This window comes from Bifidobacterium sp. LH_413, assembly GCF_056357015.1.
Genome location: NZ_JBKEVK010000001.1, coordinates 800,787 through 821,456 on the forward strand (window position 1 = coordinate 800,787; position 20,670 = coordinate 821,456).

The 20,670-nt window shown below is 64.5% G+C and carries 18 protein-coding genes, 1 pseudogene and 1 riboswitch; of the genes and pseudogenes, 6 read left to right on the forward strand and 13 right to left on the reverse strand.

Annotated elements, in window-relative coordinates; genetic code table 11:
• Positions 1-26 precede the first annotated feature (26 nt).
• The 5 genes from AC1AYN_RS03125 to AC1AYN_RS03145 form a co-directional block, all read right to left on the reverse strand.
• Entirely contained in the window at positions 27-299 is a 273-nt protein-coding gene (locus tag AC1AYN_RS03125; protein ID WP_214314902.1) for a DUF4160 domain-containing protein, read from the reverse strand.
• On the reverse strand, positions 292-525 hold the full coding sequence (locus AC1AYN_RS03130) for a hypothetical protein (RefSeq protein WP_476532010.1): 234 nt from the start codon (positions 523-525) through the stop codon (positions 292-294). Before AC1AYN_RS03130 ends, AC1AYN_RS03125 begins: the two co-directional genes overlap by 8 nt.
• A 187-nt stretch (positions 526-712) precedes the next feature.
• Positions 713-1,873, reverse strand: a complete 1,161-nt coding sequence (locus AC1AYN_RS03135; protein ID WP_476532012.1) for a restriction endonuclease subunit S — start codon at positions 1,871-1,873, stop codon at positions 713-715.
• Positions 1,866-3,491 carry an HsdM family class I SAM-dependent methyltransferase gene (locus AC1AYN_RS03140; RefSeq protein ID WP_476532014.1) on the reverse strand — a complete coding sequence of 542 codons (1,626 nt, stop codon included), beginning with the start codon at positions 3,489-3,491 and terminating at the stop codon, positions 1,866-1,868. Before AC1AYN_RS03140 ends, AC1AYN_RS03135 begins: the two co-directional genes overlap by 8 nt.
• Positions 3,488-6,541, reverse strand: a complete 3,054-nt coding sequence (locus tag AC1AYN_RS03145; protein ID WP_476532016.1) for a type I restriction endonuclease subunit R — start codon at positions 6,539-6,541, stop codon at positions 3,488-3,490. Before AC1AYN_RS03145 ends, AC1AYN_RS03140 begins: the two co-directional genes overlap by 4 nt.
• Before the next feature lie 203 nt (positions 6,542-6,744).
• Between AC1AYN_RS03145 and AC1AYN_RS03150 the strand changes: the two genes are divergently transcribed.
• Positions 6,745-7,215, forward strand: a complete 471-nt coding sequence (locus AC1AYN_RS03150; protein WP_476532018.1) for a MerR family transcriptional regulator — start codon at positions 6,745-6,747, stop codon at positions 7,213-7,215.
• 39 nt (positions 7,216-7,254) lie between these two features.
• Here the strand turns inward: AC1AYN_RS03150 and AC1AYN_RS03155 are convergent, their stop codons facing one another.
• The gene (locus AC1AYN_RS03155) at positions 7,255-8,562 is read right to left on the reverse strand and encodes an MATE family efflux transporter (protein ID WP_476532320.1); all 1,308 of its coding nucleotides are present in this window, start codon (positions 8,560-8,562) and stop codon (positions 7,255-7,257) included.
• Between the two features lie 211 nt (positions 8,563-8,773).
• Between AC1AYN_RS03155 and AC1AYN_RS03160 the strand changes: the two genes are divergently transcribed.
• A complete protein-coding gene (locus AC1AYN_RS03160; protein ID WP_476532020.1) occupies positions 8,774-9,304 on the forward strand; it encodes a PadR family transcriptional regulator in 531 nt (176 codons plus the stop codon).
• A gap of 97 nt (positions 9,305-9,401) precedes the next feature.
• On the opposite strand, the pseudogene AC1AYN_RS03165 reads toward AC1AYN_RS03160, so the two are convergent.
• Positions 9,402-10,034: pseudogene (locus tag AC1AYN_RS03165) on the reverse strand (NADPH-dependent F420 reductase); the annotation flags it as partial.
• Between the two features lie 240 nt (positions 10,035-10,274).
• Between AC1AYN_RS03165 and AC1AYN_RS03170 the strand changes: the two are divergent.
• Entirely contained in the window at positions 10,275-10,808 is a 534-nt protein-coding gene (locus AC1AYN_RS03170) for a PadR family transcriptional regulator (protein ID WP_476532022.1), read from the forward strand.
• A gap of 21 nt (positions 10,809-10,829) precedes the next feature.
• Here AC1AYN_RS03170 and AC1AYN_RS03175 read toward each other — a convergent pair whose 3' ends face one another.
• From AC1AYN_RS03175 to AC1AYN_RS03195, 5 genes are all read right to left on the reverse strand, one after another.
• Complete coding sequence (locus AC1AYN_RS03175; RefSeq protein WP_476501778.1) at positions 10,830-11,201, reverse strand: fluoride efflux transporter FluC; 372 nt, start codon at positions 11,199-11,201, stop codon at positions 10,830-10,832.
• A 2-nt stretch (positions 11,202-11,203) separates the two neighbouring features.
• On the reverse strand, positions 11,204-11,677 hold the full coding sequence (locus tag AC1AYN_RS03180; RefSeq protein ID WP_476532024.1) for a CrcB family protein: 474 nt from the start codon (positions 11,675-11,677) through the stop codon (positions 11,204-11,206).
• A 59-nt stretch (positions 11,678-11,736) separates the two neighbouring features.
• A riboswitch (Fluoride riboswitch) is annotated at positions 11,737-11,811 on the reverse strand.
• A 134-nt stretch (positions 11,812-11,945) separates the two neighbouring features.
• Positions 11,946-13,535, reverse strand: coding sequence for a PolC-type DNA polymerase III domain-containing protein (locus AC1AYN_RS03185; protein WP_476532026.1), 1,590 nt, complete (start codon positions 13,533-13,535; stop codon positions 11,946-11,948).
• Between the two features lie 189 nt (positions 13,536-13,724).
• On the reverse strand, positions 13,725-14,525 hold the full coding sequence (locus AC1AYN_RS03190) for an ABC transporter permease (RefSeq protein WP_476532028.1): 801 nt from the start codon (positions 14,523-14,525) through the stop codon (positions 13,725-13,727).
• Positions 14,522-15,319, reverse strand: a complete 798-nt coding sequence (locus AC1AYN_RS03195) for an ABC transporter ATP-binding protein (RefSeq protein WP_476532030.1) — start codon at positions 15,317-15,319, stop codon at positions 14,522-14,524. The genes AC1AYN_RS03190 and AC1AYN_RS03195 overlap by 4 nt, the downstream gene beginning before the upstream one ends.
• A gap of 128 nt (positions 15,320-15,447) precedes the next feature.
• Here AC1AYN_RS03195 and AC1AYN_RS03200 point away from each other — a divergent pair, with 128 nt between their 5' ends.
• Complete coding sequence (locus tag AC1AYN_RS03200) at positions 15,448-16,200, forward strand: response regulator transcription factor (RefSeq protein ID WP_476532032.1); 753 nt, start codon at positions 15,448-15,450, stop codon at positions 16,198-16,200.
• 3 nt (positions 16,201-16,203) lie between these two features.
• On the forward strand, positions 16,204-17,199 hold the full coding sequence (locus AC1AYN_RS03205) for a sensor histidine kinase (RefSeq protein WP_476532034.1): 996 nt from the start codon (positions 16,204-16,206) through the stop codon (positions 17,197-17,199).
• Between the two features lie 21 nt (positions 17,200-17,220).
• Here AC1AYN_RS03205 and AC1AYN_RS03210 read toward each other — a convergent pair whose 3' ends face one another.
• Entirely contained in the window at positions 17,221-18,687 is a 1,467-nt protein-coding gene (locus tag AC1AYN_RS03210; RefSeq protein WP_476532036.1) for a serpin family protein, read from the reverse strand.
• Between the two features lie 621 nt (positions 18,688-19,308).
• Between AC1AYN_RS03210 and AC1AYN_RS03215 the strand changes: the two genes are divergently transcribed.
• Positions 19,309-20,643, forward strand: a complete 1,335-nt coding sequence (locus tag AC1AYN_RS03215) for an MFS transporter (RefSeq protein WP_476532321.1) — start codon at positions 19,309-19,311, stop codon at positions 20,641-20,643.
• Positions 20,644-20,670: the final 27 nt, after the last annotated feature.

Genomic DNA, 20,670 nt, shown 5'->3' on the forward strand with positions numbered 1-20,670 from the left:
GGAGCACGCGGAAGGATGAGACGATTTCAGCGGTCGAAGTGATAATCCTGACCGAAGAACATGCTCCACGCGAGCAGGATGTCCTCGTAATTCGCGGTCAGGAAGAACTGGAGACGACGGATGTCCTTCGAGGACAACCCGCCCTTGTTGTGGGCCAAGGACACCGAACCGTCGGAACCGAGCACGAATCGTGCCAGATCGTGGCGAGAACCCTGTGCGACATGCACATGCACGCCATGGTCACGGTCAAGCGCGGTGAAATAGATGGAATAGCCGGCGAAACTGAAGATCTCAGGCATCGGCATATTCCCGGTCGATGGCGCGCAATCCCTCCACGGTGGGCCTGACGCGATCGAACCAGTGGTGGAGGAACGATTCGCCCTGTGGACCGAACGTGGAGGATAGAATCCTGCCGCTATTGCTCAATGTGGCCGTGCGTGGATATCCGACCTCCGTGATGGTGATGGTGTCGTCATCCCATTGCGTGGTGATGCCCATCATCGTGAACGAGTTCTCCGGGCTCATGGTGCACCTCCCATATCGTTTCGGTTGCCACGATAATGCGTCGAATCCGTACGGGCAAGCGATGCCCTCAGAGGTTCCGGAAGTCTATCGGTCCATGCGGCGCGCCATGCCCCGGCATCCGGTGCGGGCACGAGGATGAGGCGACCTGTCTCATCCTCGTGAAGAACGCTGCCGACAATTAGATGTATCAGTCGATGACGGCCTGACCACTCATGAGGAGGGGGAGGAGACGGTCGCGCAGCGCGGTGAGACGGGCGGACTCCTTCCTGTATTGAGCAATACTTTTATGCATGGGAGAAATCAACTTGGAGTAGGCTGTCAACACTTCCTCTGACGGAATGGCCAGTGAGTAATTCTTCATGTGCTCTTTATCGCCACGAGGCATTTTAGAGCCTTTGGAACCTGCGGAGACATAAGCGAAGAACCGGTCGTCAGCCATTGTCTGATAGAGCCAAGCCTCATATTCTGGTTTATCGGAACGGAATACAAGGACATCGGCGCAACAGCCACCGTTTCGGTCGGATAGCCAAATCTTCTTGAAGTACGGTCGTATATTGGAAAGAAGGATGTCGTTCTTGCTAAAAGCCGTGACATTGCCTTCTGCAGGAAGGTAATCCGAAGGCATAATGCCACCGCGCTCTTTCAGCATGTTGTCAGTGCTGACGTAGTTCTCTTCAGACAGTTCGGAACAAGAGCGCTTGTCTACAACAAGACCAGCCACTTCACCGAGGCGGCCGACTTGCCAACCTTCGGGAATGTCGCGATTGAGGGTGGGGGCGTGGACCATGCGGCCGCCGGAGGAACGGTAGGGATTGCCGTGCTCGTCGGGGAAGTCGAACTGGGTGAACCAGTAGTCGTAGACGGTGCGCGCCAGCGCCTCCAGTTCCGCGATGATCCTCCCGTTCGTCTCGATCTTCGCGTCAATATTGCTGAGCGTTCCCGCAATCATCTTTTGGCGTTCAGAATCCGGTTCAAAAGGAACTCGAAGCATGTGGAGAACATTGCGATCTACTCCCGGCACGGTACTTTTGTCGCTTCCGTCTCCGAACATCAGCTCTTTGAGAGCGTACTTCAGCAGGTAGTACACATATTTTGGGTCGTTACCTTTGAAATCGCTGACGTACAGAGTCGTGTTCAGCGGCCAACACGATCCATCGTGATAATAGACCTCACCAATGGTTCCATATCGGCCTGTAATGACATTGGGGCCAGTACATTTTGCGGCATTATGAGAGCCGGAAATTCCAGATGAGCTGATAACCGGAACGGTCCCACTGACACGTTTGGCATAAGGCAAGTCATAGCCTCTATGCAGTTGGAGAACCTTACCTAGTTCGACCTTACGCAAGGTGCACCGCCTTCATCTGCTCCTCGATTTCCTGCTGGAGGCGTTCGCCTTCGGCCCACAGGTCGCGCAGCGTGCCCATGCGTTCCGTCACCTCCGCTTGGAACTGTTCGGGGGTGATGTCCTCGTATTCAATCTTCACTTCGAAATACTGGCCGGCGCTGAACGAGTAGCGTTTCGCCTTGATGTCGTCATAGTCGGCGAGCACCGAGAAATCATCCTGCTCCTCCACGCGGTTGAACACGTCGATGATGCGCGCGATCTCGTCGTCGGCAAGTACGGTGCGCTGATTCTTGCCGACCTTCTCCTTCGAACCGAGCTTCGAGGCGTCCATGAGCAGCGCCTTATCGTACTGCTTCGATTGGTCGAGGAAGATGATCGACACGTTCGTGCCCGTGTTCGCGAAGATGTTGCTCGGCATGGAGACCACGCCGCGCAGCATGCCGCTGTCCACCATGTTCTCCCGAATCTCCGTCTCGATGCGGCCCTTCGCCGTGAGGAAGCCGGTCGGCACGACGATCGCCGCCCGGCCGCCCGGCTTCATCGAATCGATGATGTGCTGGAGGAACATGAGATAGATCGCCATCTTGTCCGGGTTCTTCGCCGGCACTTTCGGCACGCCCGCCCAGAACCGTTTCCCGTATTTCTCCGAGGCGAGCAGGTTGCGGCTCGACGAGAAATTCGCCTTGAACGGCGGGTTCGACACGATGTAGTCGAATGTCTTCAGCGCCTTGCCGTCCTTCGTCAGGTGACGGGGTGAGACGAGCGTGTCGTCGTGCACGACGTTTGCGAGCGAGGCGACCTGACCGTTCAGGATGAGGTTCAGACGCATGAACTCGTTGGCCTTCTGCGAACGGTCCTGCGTGTACACGGTGCAGTTGCCCTCGCCCAGTTGGTGCGCCAAGGCGAGCACCAGCGTGCCCGAGCCCGCGGCCGGATCGTATACGGTCACGTCGCTGTCGCCGTCGGGGGCGAGGATGCGCGCCATGATGCTCGCGATCGCGTGCGGGGTGAAATACTCGCCGTAGCTGCCCGAATCCTTGTTGTAGTCCTTGATGAGGTATTCGAACACCTGCGAGAAGAAGTCGTAGCCCTGCGAGAACGCGTCCGCGAAACTGAAATCCGCGAGCACGTTGATTAGCGCCGAGCAGAACCCGTCGCGCTTGTACTCCTCCACGATGAACCGGGAGACCCCTTGGAACAGGGTGATCGACTCGGCGCCCGCCTTCACCGCGTACACGTCGATGTTGTCGGAGGCGATGCCGAGCAGCGCCTCGTCGAGCGTCTTCGCGAACCCATCCTCGTGCTGTCGGCGATATAACGCGGGAATCATCCATTCCGGACGGATGAAGGCGGTGTTGCCCAGCATGAGCCTGACCAGGTCCAGGTCGTCGCCCTGCAACGACGCGTAGCGCTCCACCACCTGCGCGATGCTGGTGCAATCCTTGAACGGCGCCAATTCACTGAGCTGGAACAACAGGCGGTCATTGAGATACTTGTACAGGAACGATTCGGTGATGATCTTGTATTCGCTGCTGTCGTTCGCCAGTCCCTTATCCGCGCACACGGTCTTCAGCTTGTCGATCATGGCAAGCGTACTGCGAAGAATCTGCGTGTTCATCGTTGGGATTCGTTCCTTTCGTTGATGTATTCACCGGTGATGCGGCTGATGATCGATTTGTACTGCGCCGGCGAACAGTGTACCCCGCCTTTGTCGAAGGCGTTGATGATGCGTGGGGCGGCATCCCCCTGGAACGAGTTCACGTGGTCCAAGGCGGCTGTATTGCGCGCGACCACCTTGTCCATCACGGTCTTCACCTCAAGCAGGACCTTCATCAGTTGGCTGTTGCTGTCGGTCACAGGTTGCTCGTCCCTCATCAGCTCCTTATGCAGCCGCATGAACTTGACGTCGCCGTCGTAGTGGTTCGCGATCCGTTCGTTCTTTCGATTGATATCCTCGGCGTGACGGTTGTACTCGTCCAGCATCTCGATGAGGTCCTTGGCCTCCTCATTGGTCAGCTCCTCCATATTGACGCTGATTAGCTTCTTGCGGACGTTCTCGAGCAGTTCGATGTATTTCGGGTCCTTCGGGTCCTGGTTGCCGTTGAACGTGCCGCCGATGCGTTTGATGGCATGCTTCAGCCTGTCGGCGACGATGAGCTCCTCCTTACCCTCGCGTTTGAAGCTGAATTCCATGTGTTTGAGCAGCACGTTCATGCCTCCGGACTTCATGTCTTCGAGAGCGAGCGCCTTCCTTGTGTTGATCGTGTCGATGCGCAGGTTGACCTCATTGAGCAGTCGACTGAAACCATCGAGATCGAAACGGTCGTTCAGCTCCTCATACCCGTACATCGTGGTCAGGTTGCGCAGTTCCTTGTACCGGTTGAGTGCGGCCCGGATCTCATACAGCTGCTTTTCGTCCTGAATCGTGCTGATCTCGTTGGCGAAGGCCACTGGATTCTCGGTACTGTATTCCCACAGCAGATCCTTGATCTTCTCCAGATCGGAGGCGATTTGCTCGGGGTCGTCGAACAGGCTCCGGTACTGTTCGGCATCGGAACCGTATTCGTTGTTCAGCTCCTCGAAATACTCGTGGTTTGCCTTGTCGTACTCTTTGGTGATGTCCACGAAATCAACGATGAACCCATGGGACATGTCCTTGTAGGGGCGGTTCACGCGGGTCAACGCCTGCAACAGGTTATGTGCTTCCAATGGCTTGCACAGGTACATCTTCTTCAATCGGGGTGCGTCAAAGCCCGTGAGCAGCATATCAAAGACGACGAGGATGTCGATTTCGCCACGCTTGAACTCAAGCTGCGTGTTCCTCCGATCCGCCTTGGAACCTTCGTCATACATCACCAGTTTTGACGAGACATCGGTATCGTACTGCTGCAACGCTGCTTGGATACGCCTCGCCTGTTTCGGGGTGCGTGCCACCACCATGGCGCCGATGTTGTCGCATTCCGACCCCTGTGCGATACGGGATTGCGCCAGGTCGGTCACGATGTAGCCAGCCAGCGATTCCAAGAAGCGTTGGCTCTCAAACACATCATTGATGTTGATCAGTTTGTCGACCTCTTGCAACTCCTTCATGAGTTTTTCCATCTGCACGCGGAACTGGGGCTTTATATCCTCGCGCAGCAGCTTCAACGTGTAGCCGTCGGCGATGGAGCGATCGTAGAAATACGTGTGGATGTAATCGCCGAATACCTGCCGCGTGTTGGCTCCGCCCTTCTGCCGGATGAGTGGTGTTCCTGTAAGCGCGATGCGGATGGCGTCGTGGTCCGCGTTGAACAGGCTGGCGAGGAAGCTTTTGCCTGGCTTGTAGTCACGGTGCGCCTCGTCGATGAAGAACAGTCGCTGGTCGTTCAGACCATAGGCCTGCTCAAGGGCGCCGCCATCATCCTGGAACTTCTGGATGTTCACGACCGCGATGACGGATTCCGCAGGAGAATCGTTGTGGCCCTTATTGTCCGTCCATTTGGAAGTCTCGTTCATCAGTTCGGTGAATTCTTTGCGGGAGTCGACGTGGATGACATGGGAGCCGCGGGCCGAGAATTCATCGGCCGCCTGATTGGCGAGAGCCAATCGATCCACGATGAAGAACACGCGCAGGACCCGGCCCTTGTCCTGATAGTAGTCGGTCAGGTATCGCGACAGGAAGAACGCCAAGGCCGTTTTGCCGCTGCCTTGCGTATGCCAGATGACGCCCTGCTTCACGTTCTCGTCGAGCTTGCGTTCCACGGCTTGGGTGGCGAAGAACTGCGGGTACCGCATGATGTGCTTCTCGAGTATGCGGATGCCGTCGTCGTTCACATAGTCCTTGTAGCACAGGCCGTAATGCAGCAGGAACAGCAGGCGGTCGCGGGAGAACAACGAGGTGATGATGCTGTTCGCCGGAGTGGTCGGTGGCATGGAAGACTCCCAAGCCGGGGACCCGAACACGGAGATGAGGTTGTTGTCAGCGAGAATCTGCTTCTCCTCATCCGGATCTCTGGGAGAGACGAGAGACAGCAGCCGTTCCGAGTCCTCTTCGCGGAAATGGTTCATCTTCACGGCGCCGTAGGCGCTCGCGGCGTAGAACGAACCTTGGATGGGGCCACGATCCTCATCGTCGTAGGGCATGTCGTTGCTGAACGCCATGATCTGCGTGATGTTCACGAATCGTCGGAAGAACGGCTGCTTGAAACGGGTGTACATGCGGTCGCGTTCCGCGAGGATGCCTTCGCGGTTGTTGCGGCGCTTCACCTCCATGAAGCACAACGGCATGCCGTTGACGAGGAACACGATGTCCGGGCGGAAATTATCCTCGTCATGCGCATAGGTCAGTTCGGTGACCACCGTGAAATCGTTCCGTTCGGGATGGACGAAGTCGATGAGACGGTATCCGTCTAGACCATGGAGCAGATGATTGTAGAACGCCCGGCCCAAGTCGTCTCCCGCCAGCGACGCACCGACCTTGGCGACGAGGAACCGCGCCTTCTGCGCGTCCACATCCATGTCGGGATTCATTCGGCGCAGGGAATCCTCGAACAACGAGAAAAAGATGTTCGTGGAGGAATCATAATCCTCATCCGGTTTCATCCCCTTGATGGACATGTACTTCCAGCCCAGGCGAACGGCATGCGCCAACGCCGGCAATTTCACAGTCGCGTCTTCGACCCTGCTCATTTCCGTCGGTCTCCTTAACCCACTATCGGCTTACCGGGCATCGTAATAGGGATATCAACCAGCCATCATACCCGTCTCATCCTCGTCGGTGGAGCATCGGGTGAAATGAGTCCCGGGAATATGTCGGTCCATGCGCAGCCGGCATGCCCGGGCATCCGGCGCGGGTATTGGACACCGCAGGACCATGGTGTTTCGATGGGGATATGAGTCTGAACACCACCACCTGGCATACGATCCGCGAGGCGTCGCTCGCCTCCGGACTGCCGGAATCCACGTTGCGCTACTACGAGCAGATCGGCATCATCCCGCCGATCGCCCGCGACCCGTCCGGGCATCGCGCCTATTCGGACGACGACCTGACCCGGCTCACGACGATCGCATGCCTGTCCGCCACGGGCATGCCGCTCGAATCGATGCGCGAATACCTGCGCAACGCGCAGGACGGCGCGGCGGGAGCGGAACGCCAGATCGAACTGCTCGACGCGCAGGCGCTGCGGCTTGCCGCACGCGCCGAGGCCATCCGCATGCAGCAGGCGTACGTCTCGTTGAAGACCCTCTACTGGCGGGCCGTCGCCGAAGGCCGGGACGATGACGCGCAGGCGCTGCTCGACGAGCATCGCGACGTCATCGCGCAGGTCAAGCGCCTCCAGACGCAGGCGCAGACCGGCCGGTAGGACGCTTGGCGCCGTCGCGGCGGACCTGATCGCCGTCTCTCAGCGCAGCACCTTGCCGAGGATATGGCGCATGAACGGGATGGTCGTCGCGAACGTGAGGATATCCGCCAGGGACTGGGCGGCCTCCACGCCGGTCACGCCGAGGAAATGGGGGAGGATGAGCACGATCGGCGCGAGATAGAGGCCCGTGCGGCATACGGCGAGGAGCGAGGCGATGCCGGTCTTGCCCAGCGTCTGGGAGATCATGTTGCCCATCATGTTGACGCCGTTGAGCACGACCGTCACGCATTGGAAGTGCAGGGCCGCGACGCCCACCGCGACCACGGCCGGATCGGAGCGGAAGATCTCCACCAGCTGCGGCGCGATCGTCCAGATGGCCACGGCGAGCACGAGCAGCACGCCGGTGGCGAGCTTCACGCAGAACCAGTAGGCCTCGCGCACGCGCGCGAACTTGCCGGCGCCGTAGTTGTAGCCGCACACCGGCTGGAAGCCCTGCCCGAGGCCGATGATGACCGAGTTCGCGCCGAGCATGATGCGCATGACGATGGCCATGCCGGCGATGGCCGCGTCTCCGAACGGGTTGGCGGCGATGTTCACGCACGTGGTGGCGATCGATCCGGCCCCCTGCCGGATCAGCGAGGGGAGACCGCCGCCCGCGATCTCGCGCAGGAGCAGCGGGTCGGGACGGCAGTTGCGCAGCGACAGCTTCAATACGCCGAACCGGGCGCTCATCACGGTGAGGATGACGAAGCTCACCGTCTGGCAGATGCCGGTGGCGAGACCCGCGCCGAAGATGCCCATATGGGCCACGAAGATGAACAACGGGGCGAGCAGGAAGTTGAGCAGCGCGCCGGTGACGAGTCCGATCATGCCGAATGCGGACTGGCCCTGGTAGCGCAGCAGGCCGTTCAGCGCGAACGAGCCGCATACGCACGGAGCGGCCACGAGGATGGGCGTCAGATAGGTGACCGCGTACGGTGCGATGGTCGCGGTCGAGCCCAGCGCGACGACCAGCGGGCGCAAGGTGGCGAGGCAGACGATGGTCACGACGAGTCCGGAGAGCACGGCGCCCGCGAATCCGATGGCGAGCAGCTTGGAGGCGCGCTCGTCGTTGCGTTTGCCGAGCTCCCGGCTCATCGAGTTGCCCGCGCCGTTGCCGAAGAAGAATCCGAGCGCCTGCAGGATCGTCATGATGGAGAACGCGATGCCGATCGCGCCCGATTGGGAGGTGCCCAACTGGCCGATGAAGAACGTGTCGGTGAGGTTGTACGCGGTGGTCACCAGATTCGATACGACCGCCGGGATGCACAACCGCAGGATCAGCGGTTTAACGGGGCTTTGCGTCATCTGCCGGTATTTCGCGTCGGCCGATGCCTGTTTGATTCCTGCACGATTCTGAGCCACGGAACGCTACTGTACTCCCGTTCCCACCGTCATGCGCCGGCCGCGGCCGATGGCGGACGTGTGGAGCGGGTCAGCCGCGGGCGGAACGCGGCGGCGCGCATCCGTGCCGGCCGGTATCATGGCTGGGATGTCGAAACGAGGTGAGAAGTAGGGTATGAGCCTGATCGAGATGATGATTCTCGGATTCCTGTCCGAGAAGACGATGTGCGGCTACGAACTGCGCAAGAAGATGGAGCAGCTGCAGGGCGACATGCGCCGGTTCAGCGACGGCGCCATCTACCCGGCGACCGGCCGTCTCGCGAAGGCCGGTCTCATCTCCGAGCAGACGGATGTGCGCGACGGCCGCCAGCGTCACCTGTTCACGTTGGAGCCGGCCGGCCGCGAGGCGCTCGTCGAGGCGTTGAAGACCGCGGACGGCTTCATCCTCACCGACTTCAACCGGTGGCGGGTCGTGCTCACCTTCCTGTCCGCCGTTCCGGACAAGGCCGACCGCGACGCGGTGCTGCGCCGCCGCTACGACCTGCTGTCCGGCGGCGACGTGCACTTCTTCTACTGCGATGCGGGCAACCCGCTGTCGATCGACCACATCGACGACCCGTACCGTCGCGGTCTCATCACCGTGCATGACGCGCAGGTCGCGGCTGAGCTCGGATGGCTGCGTTCGATGCTCGGCATCGAGGATTAGGATCCCTCACCTGCTTGTACGGTCTTACGGCAAATGGCTGGGCCCCGATGCGATATGGTTCGCGTCGGGGCCCAGCCATTTGCCGGCGGGTGACCGCTTACTTGACGACCTTGAAGCCGCCGGTCCACGGGGTCTGCTCGGTCACGCCGAGGACGATCTGCAGGGCGCCGTAGCCCTCGAGGTACTGGGCGCGTTTGAGCGGGCCCGCGTCCACGGTCTTGAGTCCCGCGGCCTCGATGAACGCGGCGACGGACTTCTTGGCCGCGTCGTCGTCGGAGGCGAGCTGGACGACGGTCGGCGCGCCGTCGTTGACGCCGGTGGCCAGGGTCGCGGCGAAGGTCGTGTTGAAGCCCTTGACGACCTTGGACTGGGGTAGTTTGCCGGCCAGCCATTCGGCGGCGGACTTCGCGCCCTCCGGCAGCGCCAGGTCGAAGGTGGTGAAGTCGATCGGGTTGGACACGTCGACGATGGTCTTGCCGGCGAACTGGCCGGCGTAGGCGGCGAGCGTCTCCTCGTAGGCGGGGAACGGCAGGGCGAGCACGACGATGTCGCCGGTGACGGCCTCGCCGAACTTCGCGCCGGTGACGCCGTCGGCGGCGGCCGCGGCCTTGTCCGGGTTGCGGTCGATGACCTGCACGGCCGCGCCGGCCTTGACGGCGATGCCCGCCACGGCGGATCCGATGTTGCCTGCGCCGAAGATGGTGATGTTGCTCATGGTGGTTTCCTTCCGGTGTGTTGTTCCCGTTGTCGTTCCGTTGTCGCTGCCGGCGGCGGTGCGATTGCCGTTCCCGTCGCCCTCGCGTTGGTCATCACTCTATTCGAGGGATGGAGATATTTCAAGCCGAGATATATCGAATCAATGTATGGCCAGTTGCAGAACGGTGGAATTCCGCGGTCGATGTGTGGGGTGATCGCCGTTCGCTGTCGGCGTGTCGTTTCGAGATATATCGAAGCGAGGTATCATGGTGGCATGATGAACACGATAGAACTCATGACGTTGGGATTCCTCTCGGAAGGCCCCGCGTGCGGCTACAGGCTGCGCAAGAAAATGGAGCAGCTCCAGGGCTACATGCAGGCGGTCTCCGACGGCACGCTGCACGCGGTCACCGGCCGCTTCGTCAAGGCCGGATACATCGGCGAGACCCACACGGTCGTCAACGGCCGCCGTCTGCGCGAATTCCATCTCGAACCGGCCGGCCGTGAGGCGCTCATCGACGAGCTCAAGGGCACGAGCGGGTACATGCTCACCAACATCACCAAATGGGCGGTCGTCATGTCGTTCCTGTCCGTCATCCCCGACGAGGCGGACAGGAACGCGGTGCTGCGCCGCCGGCTCGACTCGCTCGCCGAGGCCGACGTGCGCCGCCTCTACAGCGACGGCGAAGGCCCCATCGACAACGACGAGGTCAAAGACAGGTACCGTCGCGCCATCATCGCCGTCCACGACGCCGAGATCGACGCCGAACGCGCGTGGCTGGAACGCGAGCTCGGCGTCCGCGAATGACCGACGGGCCCGCGGCGGCCGTCACGCGACGAGCATGAACCCGGCGGCCACGGCGAGCGGCGGGACGACGACGCTCGCCAGCAGATAGCCGGCGGCGGTGGGGTAGCGGCGCTTGCCGAACAACGTCACCGTCTCGTTGACCGCGGTGGAGAACGTCGAGAAACCGCCGAGGAAGCCGGTGGCGAGCAGCAGACGCCACGACTCGTCCACTCCGCCGCGAAGCGCCGCCGCGGCGACGAGCCCGGCGAGAAGGCCGGCCAGCAGGTTGATGACGAACGTGGACATCGGGAACGCGCGCGTCCAATACGTCTTGACGGTCGTGTCGAGCATGTAGCGGCAGGAGGCGCCCAGACCGCCGAACAGGCAGACGAGCACGGGAAGGAGCATGGCCATCGTCACGCCCCCTTCCGCACGTCGGAGACGGATGTGGAGTCGGCGGCGGTGCCGTGCGTGGCGAGACGGCCGCCCACCCATGCGCCGGCGGTCGCGCACAGGATGCCGAGCGCGAACGTCACGACGAGATACAGGACGCCGACGCCCGCGTCGCCCGAACGGATCGCGGTGAAGCACTCCAACGCGAGCGTGGACATCGTGGACAGCCCGCCGCACAGTCCCATGCCGAGCCCGCGGCTCGCGTACTCCCTGCCGCGGGAGCCGAACCGCGCGGCGAACGATGCGGAGCCGGCGAGGAACGCGGTCAGTCCCGCGTACAGGAGGCAGGCGAGCAGGTTCGCGGCCAGGGTGCCGGTATGGAAGTCGCCGGCCGCGGGAATCAGTGTGAACGCGTAGCGCAATGCGGTGCCGACCGTGCCGCCGACGAAGACGACGGCGAGGATGTCGGGGTGGATCTGGGGTATGCGATGACCCATGTCGTTGCCTTTCCGGATGCCGCCGCGGTCCGCTGAAGACACGACGGCCCCTAAGGGAGAATCGTGTAGGAACTATCAGCGGTAATGCGGTTCGGAAAACGGGTTTCCCGGCGGGTTCCATCGCCTGCGTGCAAGACTACTCCACGACGCGACAATATGGCGGCATGCACGGGGGAATACCATAAACGGACACCGTGTCGTCCGTTTCGACCATGCAAAACAGACGACACGGTGTCCGTTCAACGGTTGGCGTCAGCCGTGGTCCCGGTCAGCGACGCCAATGGCGACGGTGGCTGATGATGCGCTTGCCGCCGACGCCCGCCTTGCCGTTCGGCCCCCACGGTCCGCGCGCCTCGGCCTGGAGCTGCTTGAGATGGTGCTTCATGGCGAGGAGCATGATGTGCGTGTCCTCGAGACCGAGATGGCGTTCGGCGTCGTCCTCGCGCAGCGCGCCCTGGCGCTTCGCGTACGCGTCGAGGCGGTTGTCGCCGTCGGGATGCTCCTCGCTGGGGATGGAGCCCTCGTCCCACAGGCGGCTCATCGGCAGCGTGTCGATGATGGTCACGTGGCCGTTGCGGTACGCCTCCGCATAGCCCTTCACGTTGAGCATGAAGAAGCTGTGTTCGAACGTGGCCATATGCGCGACGAATGGCTGCGCGGTCAGACGCTTGAGCAGGTCGGCCTGGGCCTCGGCGTCCTCGTCGAACATCGGATAGTCGGCGCCGACGCGCTGCTTGATGTCGATGCCGGTCAGCTGGATGATGAACGGGTTGCCGTGGCGCGCCGCCTCGTCGGTCACGCCGAACGAGAACCGATGCTGGTCGTAGGCGTCGCCGCCCTCGTAGTAGTCCTTGTCGTACTCGTAGCCGGTGGGGGCGTCCGCCGGGCGCGGGGACTTCATGTTCATGTATTCGAAGCCCACGTCGATGATGTACGCGCGGTACGGTTCGGTGCCGTTCGTCTCCAGATCGATGCCCATCACCTTGTCCACGTCGCGGCCCGGCAGGAACACCTCGCGCCAATAGTCCTTCGGCCGCGCCGCCTCGCGCGCCGCCACATGCTCGGCGGCCCGGTGGCGCGACTTCTCGAAGCGCGCCTCGGGCACGGCGGTCTCGTCGCGGTTGACCTGTTCGACCGTCGGCACGGCGGGATTGTCGTCGTTGATGACCGGCTGGCCCTCGATGAGATAGTCGTTGCTGCCCTGGTCGGAGCTCGACTCGATCGGCGCGGACTCGTCCGGGCCCGCCTCGACGGAGCCGTTCCGCACCTCGTCGGCCTCGAACAGCGCGTGCTCGCGGTGCGCCCGCGCCGCCTCGCGCTTGGCGCGGTCCGCCTTGCGGCGTTCGGCGCGCGTGTTGACGATCTCGGCCGTACGGTCCTGGATGTCGTCGACGACCACGCCCTCCCTCGCGGGCGTGAGCACCGGCACGGTGACGCGCTGGCGGTCCTCGTCCTCGACGGTCCACAGGCCTTCGGCGATGCCGCGGTCGCGCAGCAGCGCGATCTGGTCGTTGAGACGACGGTCCGCGTAGGCGAGCGCGCGCGGCAGATCGTACGTCTTGATCCTCCGGTCGAAGTCGCGCATGAACGTCATGCTCATCTTCGCGATGATGGCTTCGAGCCGGTCACGGATCGCGAGATCCTCCTTGAGCAGATCGTGCACGCTGGACGCGGCGCCCGCCTCGAAGTCCTCGGGGGAGGCCACGCCGATGCCGTGCTCCAGGTCGAGCGAACGCACCCAATCCCAATCGATGTCGTTGTCGTCCGCGTCCTTCAACATGATGTACGACCACTGGCTGATGCTTTCCTTCGCCTCGGTCAGCCACGAGCGGTCGATCGCATATCCACTGTTTTCCATTGTCTTTTTGCTGTTTTCTTCGCTACTCATACTCATTCATACCTGCGGGAGCCATGTCCCGTCACTTCCATGGTAGCGCTCACGGCGGCTCCTCCGTGTGAATCGCCGGAAACAATGGGGAAACGGCGGGTGGCGTGGACGGTTCCGTTCCCACCGACCGCCGTCGCGTCCGTGGAGGATCCCCCGCGTTCAGCGCACGCCGCGCATGTCCTGCGGGCGGAACTGGTCGGCTTCGGTGAAGCAGGTGCGGTACGTCATCGCCATGATGAGCCCGTCGGCGACGAGCGTCAGCGCGGCGATCGCCGCGAACACGACGAACTGGTATTTCGCCGCCTCCAACGGGTCGCCGCCGGCGATGACCTGACCGGCCATCATGCCCGGGATCGTGACGATGCCGCAGGAGGCGAGCGTCGCCATCGTCGGCAGCAGCCCGAGCCTGATCGACGAGACGATGGACGGCCGCGCCGCCTCCCACGCGGTCGCGCCCAGGGCGAGCATCGTGTCGATCTCGTCGCGCCGCTCGTCCATGCTCTCGTAGAACCGGCTCAGGCCGACGGCGAGCGCGGAGACCGTGTTGCCGAGCAACATGCCGGTCAACGGCACGACGAGCTGCGGCGCGTACCACGGGTGGGGACGCACGACGAGTTCGGTGACGAGCGCGATCATGAGCAGCATCGTGATGGTCAGACTCAGCAGCACCGGGCCGGCGAGCCCCTTCGGCACGCCTTTGGCGCGCGACAGGGTGATCTGCACGGCGGCGACGAGCATCACGCCGATCGTCGCGAACACGAGGAACACGTTGTCCGCGCGGATCACGTAGCCGACGACGAACCCCATCGCGCACAGCTGCAGGAGCGCCCGGCAGGCGGACCACAGGAGGGAGCGGCCGATGCCCATGCGCATGAGCCCGCTCACGCCGGCCGCGACGGCCACCATCGCCATCGCCACGACGAGACCCCAGATGTCGATGTCGTACGCGTTGCCGCTCATGCCGTCTCCTTCCCGTCCGTCGCTCCCGTCGCGCGTTCCGCCGCGTCCGCCCATGCGAGCGCGCCGTCGGCCAGCGTGGCGACGCGAGAGGCGCGCCCGTCCGGCGGCCGGTGCCGGATGCGCACGATCGCCATGCCGCGCCCGGCCGCATACGCCATGATCGACGCGACCTTGGCGGCGTTCTCGTCGTCCAGTCCGGCGTCCACCTCGTCGGCGAGCAGCACCTGCGGTTCGGTCAGCAGGGTGCGGGCGAGCGAGACGCGCGCCGCCTGACCGCCGGACAGGTCGTGCGGCCGCCGCGTCAGATCGATGTCCCCGCATCCCATCGCGTCGAGCGTCTCCCGGATGCGCGCGTCCGGCAGCATATCCCGTGCGGCCGCCGCGTCGTCGCGGAACAGGCGGGCGAACCGGCCGACGAGACCGCCCCGCCGGCCGTCGTCCCGCGCGTCGGCGCGCACGGCGAGCGTGAACGGCAGGCGGATCGCGTCCGCCACCGTGTCGCCCGGCAGGATCGGCTTCTGCGGCAGGTAGGCGACCTCGCGCCGCCACCGTTGCGGCGTGAACGACCCGGCGTCGCGCCCATCCAGCGCGAACGAGCCCGACGCATGCGGATTGAGCCGCGCGAACGCCGTCAGCAGACTGCTTTTGCCCGAACCGGACGGGCCCACCAGATCGACGATCTCGCCGCGGCCGATCGCGAACGACAGACCGGCGAAGACCGTCCGGTCGCCGTCCGGCGACGGCACCGTGCACGACACCCGGTCCGCGGTGAAGAGAGGGGAATCACATCGCATACCGCGCACGATAACGCCGCGGACGCCGCCGGACCAACCGCCGCCGCGTTTCTTAGCGGTTCCTAAGCCGGCCGGCGGTCTGATATAACCGTAAGAGAATCCCCGATCCCCCATGAGGTGAGACGCGCATGGACATGACGACGCACGTGACGGCGACACCGGAGACGCCAGGGCCGGAGGCGCCGGGGCCGATGGCGGCCGCATCCCCGGAACGATTGCTCCTGCCGGCCGTCCTCCTCATCGAGGACGACCCGAACCTCGGCGCCATGACCGCCGAGATGCTCGCCACCGACTACCGGACCGACTGGGCGCAGTCGGTCGCCGAAGCGGACCGGCTCATGGCGGGCGCGCGATACGACGCGCTCATCGTCGACCGGCGGCTGCCCGACGGCGACGGACTCGCCCTCATCCGCATGCTGCGCGGCGCCGGCGTCACCACGCCCGCGCTCATCCTCACCGCGCTCGCCGAGGTCGACGACATCGTCGAGGGCCTCGACGCCGGCGCCAACGACTACCTGACCAAACCGTTCCATTTCGTCGAACTCGAAGCGCGCCTGCGCGCCCTCCTGCGCGGCTTCCACGCGCAGGCCAACGGCGTGATGGTCGGCGACTGGCTGCTCAAACCCGACGCCAACGTCATCGAGGATCCGGACGGGCGTGCCGTGCCGCTCACCGACGTCGAGACGAAGCTCCTCGCCGCGCTCGCCACCTCGCCCGACCACGTGTTCACCCGCGAGGAGCTGCTCGCCGGCGCGTTCTCGCCCGGCAGCGACTTGGGCGTCGTCGACGTGTACGTCTCCTACGTGCGCGGCAAGACCACGCGCCGCATCATCGACACCGTGCGCGGACGCGGCTACCGCATCGGAACACCGGAAGGATGAGCGATGGGCATCACATCATCGGACAAGGGGCGCGCCCGGCTCATCAGCCTGCGCATGACCATCGCCATGGCCGCCATCACCGCGATCGGCGGCATCCTCTTCACGCTCGGCGTGCTGCTCGGCTCGCGCCACGAATTCACCGAACGGGGCCTCGATCCCGACGCCATGAGCGTCACCCGGCAGTTCGGCTCCGGCATGATGGTCATCGACACGAGGAAGGCCGTCGCGTTCACCCTCCTGTTCGTCGTCGGCGTGATCGCCGCGGTCGCCGTCGTCGGACGCTACTACGCGCGCAAGGAGGTCGAACCGCTCGAACGCGCGTTCGAACTCCAGAAGGATTTCGTCGCCGACGCCAGCCACGAGCTCAAGACGCCGCTCGCCGTGATCGCCACGCGCATCGACCTCATCGACTTCCGCCGCGCCCACGGTGGCGACATCGACGGGCCGCTCGCCGCGTTGCGCGGCGACGTCGACCGCATGACCGCCATCATCACCGACCTGCTCGTCGCCGCGCGCGGCGCCGTCAACGCCGAACCCGTCATGCTCGCCGACGTGGCCGACCAGTCCGTCGAGGAGGTGCGTCCGCTCGCCGAGACGCGCGGCGTGAACCTCGACGTGCGCGTCGACGGGGAACGCGGCCGGCTCGTCGTGCGTGGCAACGCGATCGGACTGTCCCGATGCCTCGTCGCCGTGCTCGACAACGCCATCGCCCACTCGCCGGACGGCGCGAAGGTCACGGTCTCGACCGGATACCTGCACGGCGGACAGGCCGTCGTGCGCGTCACCGACCACGGCGGCGGCATCGGCGACGACCCGGAACGCCTGTTCCGCCGGTTCGCCCGCGACGACGACGGCACCGCGCACCAGGGCTACGGTCTGGGACTTGCGCTCGCCCGCGACGTGGCGACCCGCTACGGCGGCGCGCTCGACGTGGAATCCACGTCGCCGGCCGGCACCACGATGCGCCTCACCCTGCCGCTCCTAGACGGGGAGGAATGACGTCCGGCGGCCTTCCCGGTGTCACAGGTCGCGCACCGCGCCGATGAACAACGGCACGCCGTCCGGCGTGGCCAATTCGTAGAGGAACGGCCGGTCCACGTCGAACGTGACCTCGTCGTCGATGGGCGCCCCGGACGCCTCCACCTGGATCTGCGTGAACGCGGCCGCCTTCGCGCCCTTCTCGTTCACCTCGATGCGCGTGCCCTGGATGATCTCGCCGATGAACGGATTCCCCGGCAGCCCGTCAGGCTCCAGCATGCCGGAGAAATCCGCCGTGCCCTGCGAGAACGCGTCCGTCACGCCCAACGCCCGGAGCGTCTTCTCGGCGCTCTCCGGCGGGAACGCGTTTTCGATGGAGAACCGCGGAAGTTTCAGGTCCACGCTTGTCGACGCGGCCGTCACCTCCGGGACGGCGTTTCCCGCGGCATCGGTTCCGGCCTTCTCGCTGCAGGTGGGCGCATCGCCGCCGGTCTCGCGCGCGGAGCACGTCGACATCGCCCACTCCAGCCGCGCCGCTTCGGAGGCGAACTCGTCGAACCGTCCCTCGGCGGGCAGCAGCACCGTCAGCGCGCCGCCGTTGTCGAACGGGATGGAGACGCGCCGCCATGAGCCGTCCGCCGCCTGTGCATAGCCCATCGAATCGAACGTATGCGCCATCATCGGCACCATGCGCTCGCGCGAAGCGCCGTGGAACGTCCGATCCTTGGTGTCCGCCTCTTCGAACGGTGTCTCCCAGCGGCCGTCCGCGTACACGGTATCGATGATCGTCATCACCGTGCCGGCGTTCAACCGGATGTCCGGTTTGAGCATGCCGTGGGTGTTGTCCTCGATCCATTCGGACATGTGCTTCTCGGCGCGCGCGTCGAACGCGAGGGATTCCACGTCGGCGTCGAACCTTTCCTGCGCGGCCCGCCGGAACGAATCCTTGAGCGTGTAGCGGCCATCCACCCACACGGAGTCGTGCACGTCCATCACGGACCGCGCATCGTCGTACCGGCCGTTGACCGACGAGCGCAGCGACGTGTAGTCCCCGTCGCCGAGACCCTTGGCTCCGAGTGCCTCGTCCAATTGCGTGCGCGTAGCGCCGCCGGCGCCCTGCGCGGCGAGCGCGAGCGCCATCCACATCGACGTGGGGGAGTAGTTGACGTTGCCGTCGTCGTCGCCGTTCGCCGCGTCGAGGAATCCGGGTGCGGAACGGTAGGCGAATCCGGTGACCGCGTCGATCGTGGCCTGCGTCGCCGGCGAGGCCGGTTTCCTGCGCATGAGTGCGACGGTTTGCGCGCCGCCTCCCAGCGTCCACCAGACGGCCCCGCCTCCGCCGATCGCGATGACCGCCGCCAGCAACGCGGCAAGGATGATGCGGGCGCGTTTCGCGAGGCGCGGGGGCCGGGATGCGTGCGGGGCGCGTGACGAGCCTTCGTCCGGCATGGTCGGTGCGGACGTCGTGACGGTTGTGGATGGTGTCGTGTCATGGTCTCGCGTGGACATGGCGATCTCCCTCGATGCGTCGATGCTGCTCGCGTTACCTCCCGCGATACCGCCATCGTATCAGCGGGCGTCACCCGCTTCCGTCGTCTCCCGTGCGGGCGCGTCCCGTCCCACGCCGGCGAGTTCGGCGATGCGGTCCACGAACGCGGACGGCGGGCGTGGGGGCCGGGCGGGTAGAGCAGACCGTACTGCATGCCTACCGGTTCGGACCAGTCCACGGCCACGTCGGCGAGCTGCGGGTGTACGTCGGCCCACATCGGTTTGGAGATGAGCAGGTCGCCGGTCCGGGCGCACTCGTTGAACACGTCCAGATCGTAATGGTCGATGTCGGCCAGTTCGATGCCGCCAGCGCGTTCGCATCCAACCGCCTGTCGTGCATCCGGTCTCCTTCCTCCGCCCCGGCCGAGAGGGTGTGAACCTGTGGTTCATGTGATATGAACCATAATCACTCACATTCCAACGTCCCCAACACTCCACGCGCCGTACCATATCCTACGCGACAACCGATAGGACATTCCTTGTCCATAGCGTAAGGAGAGAACGACGACCACCTCATCGACCGTTTCATCGCCAGCCCCATCGACTCCGTCGCCGGCGCTTCCGGACGACCGCACGCGGACCATCGCCCGTTCCGCACCGTTCGCCACGGCCGCGGCGTCCATCGCCTCGTTCCTCGTCGGTATGGACGTGCTCATCGTCAACGTGGCGCTGCCCACCATCAGCCGCGACCTCGGCGGCGACATGGCCGTCCAGCAGTGGGTGGTCGACGGCTACAGCCTCCTGTTCGCCGCGCTCCTCCTCCTATGCGGCAACCTCGCCGACCGGTGGGGTGCCAAGCGCGTGTTCGTCTGCGGCGCCGCCCTGTTCGCCGCCGCGTCCCTGTTCAGCTCGTTCGCATGGTCGATGGGCGCGCTCGTCTTCGGCCGATGCCTGCTCGGAGTCGCCTCCGCGCTGATCCTGCCCGCATCCATGTCGCTCATCAACGAGACGAGCCCCGATCCGAAGTGGCGCGCCTGGGCGCTCGCCCTGTGGGGTGCGGGCGGCGCGAGCGCGTCGGCCGTGGGGCCGCTGCTCGGGGGTCTGCTCACGCCAATCCACTGGAGTCTTGTGTTCGCAATCAACGTGCCGTTCTGCCTGCTGGTCCTCGGCCTGTGCGCGCGCGTCGCGCCCTCGCCGCGGCGCGCCAAGCGGTTCGACTGGGTGGGGCAGTCGCTCGCATTGTCCGGCCTCGTCATCCTCATCGCCGGCGTCATCGAGATCGGCGCCCTCGGCGTCGCCTCGCCACTCGCATGGACGCTCGTCGCCGTCGGCGCGATCCTGCTCGTCGCGTTCGTCCGCTCCCAGGCGAAGGTGCGCACGCCCATGATGCCGTTGGGACTGTTCCACGTGCGCGGCATGCAGGTCGCGCTGCTCATCGGATTCGTCATGATCTTCAACTGGTACGGCATGGTGTTCATCTGCACGCTGTTCCTGCAGAACGGGCTCGGCATGGGCGCCTTCGCCGCCGGACTCGTGTTCGTGCCGTCCGCGTTCGTCACCATCGCCGGCAACCTCGCCGGCGGCCGCATCATCACCGCACGCGGATCGAAGTTCTCGATCACGCTGGGGCTCGCAATCATGATCGCCGGATTCCTGTTCGAATTCCTCTACCCGTCGCCGATCCCCGTATGGGCGATCGCCACGGGGCTGAGCGTCGTCGGATTCGGCGCGGCCATCACCACGCCGGCGGCCGCGGGCGTGGTGCTCAAGAGCGTCGACTCCGCGCAGGCCGGCATCGCCTCCGCCATGTTCAACACGTTCCGCCAGGTCGGCGGCGCGGTCGGCGTGGCCGTGTTCGGCGTCATCGCCACGTTCCTGCCCTCGCTCACCCTGGCCCTGCGCGTCGTGTTCCTCGCCTCCGCCCTCCTGCTCGCCCTCATCCTCGCCTTCGAGCTCCTGCGCTGGCGCGACCGCTGACGCATGGCGGCATGCCGTCGATCCCGC

Bases quoted from the DNA above. Each gene is read 5' to 3' on its own strand.
- AC1AYN_RS03125 (WP_214314902.1), bottom strand. From the start codon at position 299: ATGCCTGAGATCTTCAGTTTCGCCGGCTATTCCATCTATTTCACCGCG.
- AC1AYN_RS03130 (WP_476532010.1), bottom strand. From the start codon at position 525: ATGAGCCCGGAGAACTCGTTCACGATGATGGGCATCACCACGCAATGG.
- AC1AYN_RS03140 (WP_476532014.1), bottom strand. From the start codon at position 3,491: ATGAACACGCAGATTCTTCGCAGTACGCTTGCCATGATCGACAAGCTG.
- AC1AYN_RS03145 (WP_476532016.1), bottom strand. From the start codon at position 6,541: ATGAGCAGGGTCGAAGACGCGACTGTGAAATTGCCGGCGTTGGCGCAT.
- AC1AYN_RS03150 (WP_476532018.1), top strand. From the start codon at position 6,745: ATGAGTCTGAACACCACCACCTGGCATACGATCCGCGAGGCGTCGCTC.
- AC1AYN_RS03155 (WP_476532320.1), bottom strand. From the start codon at position 8,562: ATGACGCAAAGCCCCGTTAAACCGCTGATCCTGCGGTTGTGCATCCCG.
- AC1AYN_RS03160 (WP_476532020.1), top strand. From the start codon at position 8,774: ATGAGCCTGATCGAGATGATGATTCTCGGATTCCTGTCCGAGAAGACG.
- AC1AYN_RS03170 (WP_476532022.1), top strand. From the start codon at position 10,275: ATGATGAACACGATAGAACTCATGACGTTGGGATTCCTCTCGGAAGGC.
- AC1AYN_RS03175 (WP_476501778.1), bottom strand. From the start codon at position 11,201: ATGGCCATGCTCCTTCCCGTGCTCGTCTGCCTGTTCGGCGGTCTGGGC.
- AC1AYN_RS03180 (WP_476532024.1), bottom strand. From the start codon at position 11,677: ATGGGTCATCGCATACCCCAGATCCACCCCGACATCCTCGCCGTCGTC.
- AC1AYN_RS03185 (WP_476532026.1), bottom strand. From the start codon at position 13,535: ATGGAAAACAGTGGATATGCGATCGACCGCTCGTGGCTGACCGAGGCG.
- AC1AYN_RS03190 (WP_476532028.1), bottom strand. From the start codon at position 14,525: ATGAGCGGCAACGCGTACGACATCGACATCTGGGGTCTCGTCGTGGCG.
- AC1AYN_RS03195 (WP_476532030.1), bottom strand. From the start codon at position 15,319: ATGCGATGTGATTCCCCTCTCTTCACCGCGGACCGGGTGTCGTGCACG.
- AC1AYN_RS03200 (WP_476532032.1), top strand. From the start codon at position 15,448: ATGGACATGACGACGCACGTGACGGCGACACCGGAGACGCCAGGGCCG.
- AC1AYN_RS03205 (WP_476532034.1), top strand. From the start codon at position 16,204: ATGGGCATCACATCATCGGACAAGGGGCGCGCCCGGCTCATCAGCCTG.
- AC1AYN_RS03210 (WP_476532036.1), bottom strand. From the start codon at position 18,687: ATGTCCACGCGAGACCATGACACGACACCATCCACAACCGTCACGACG.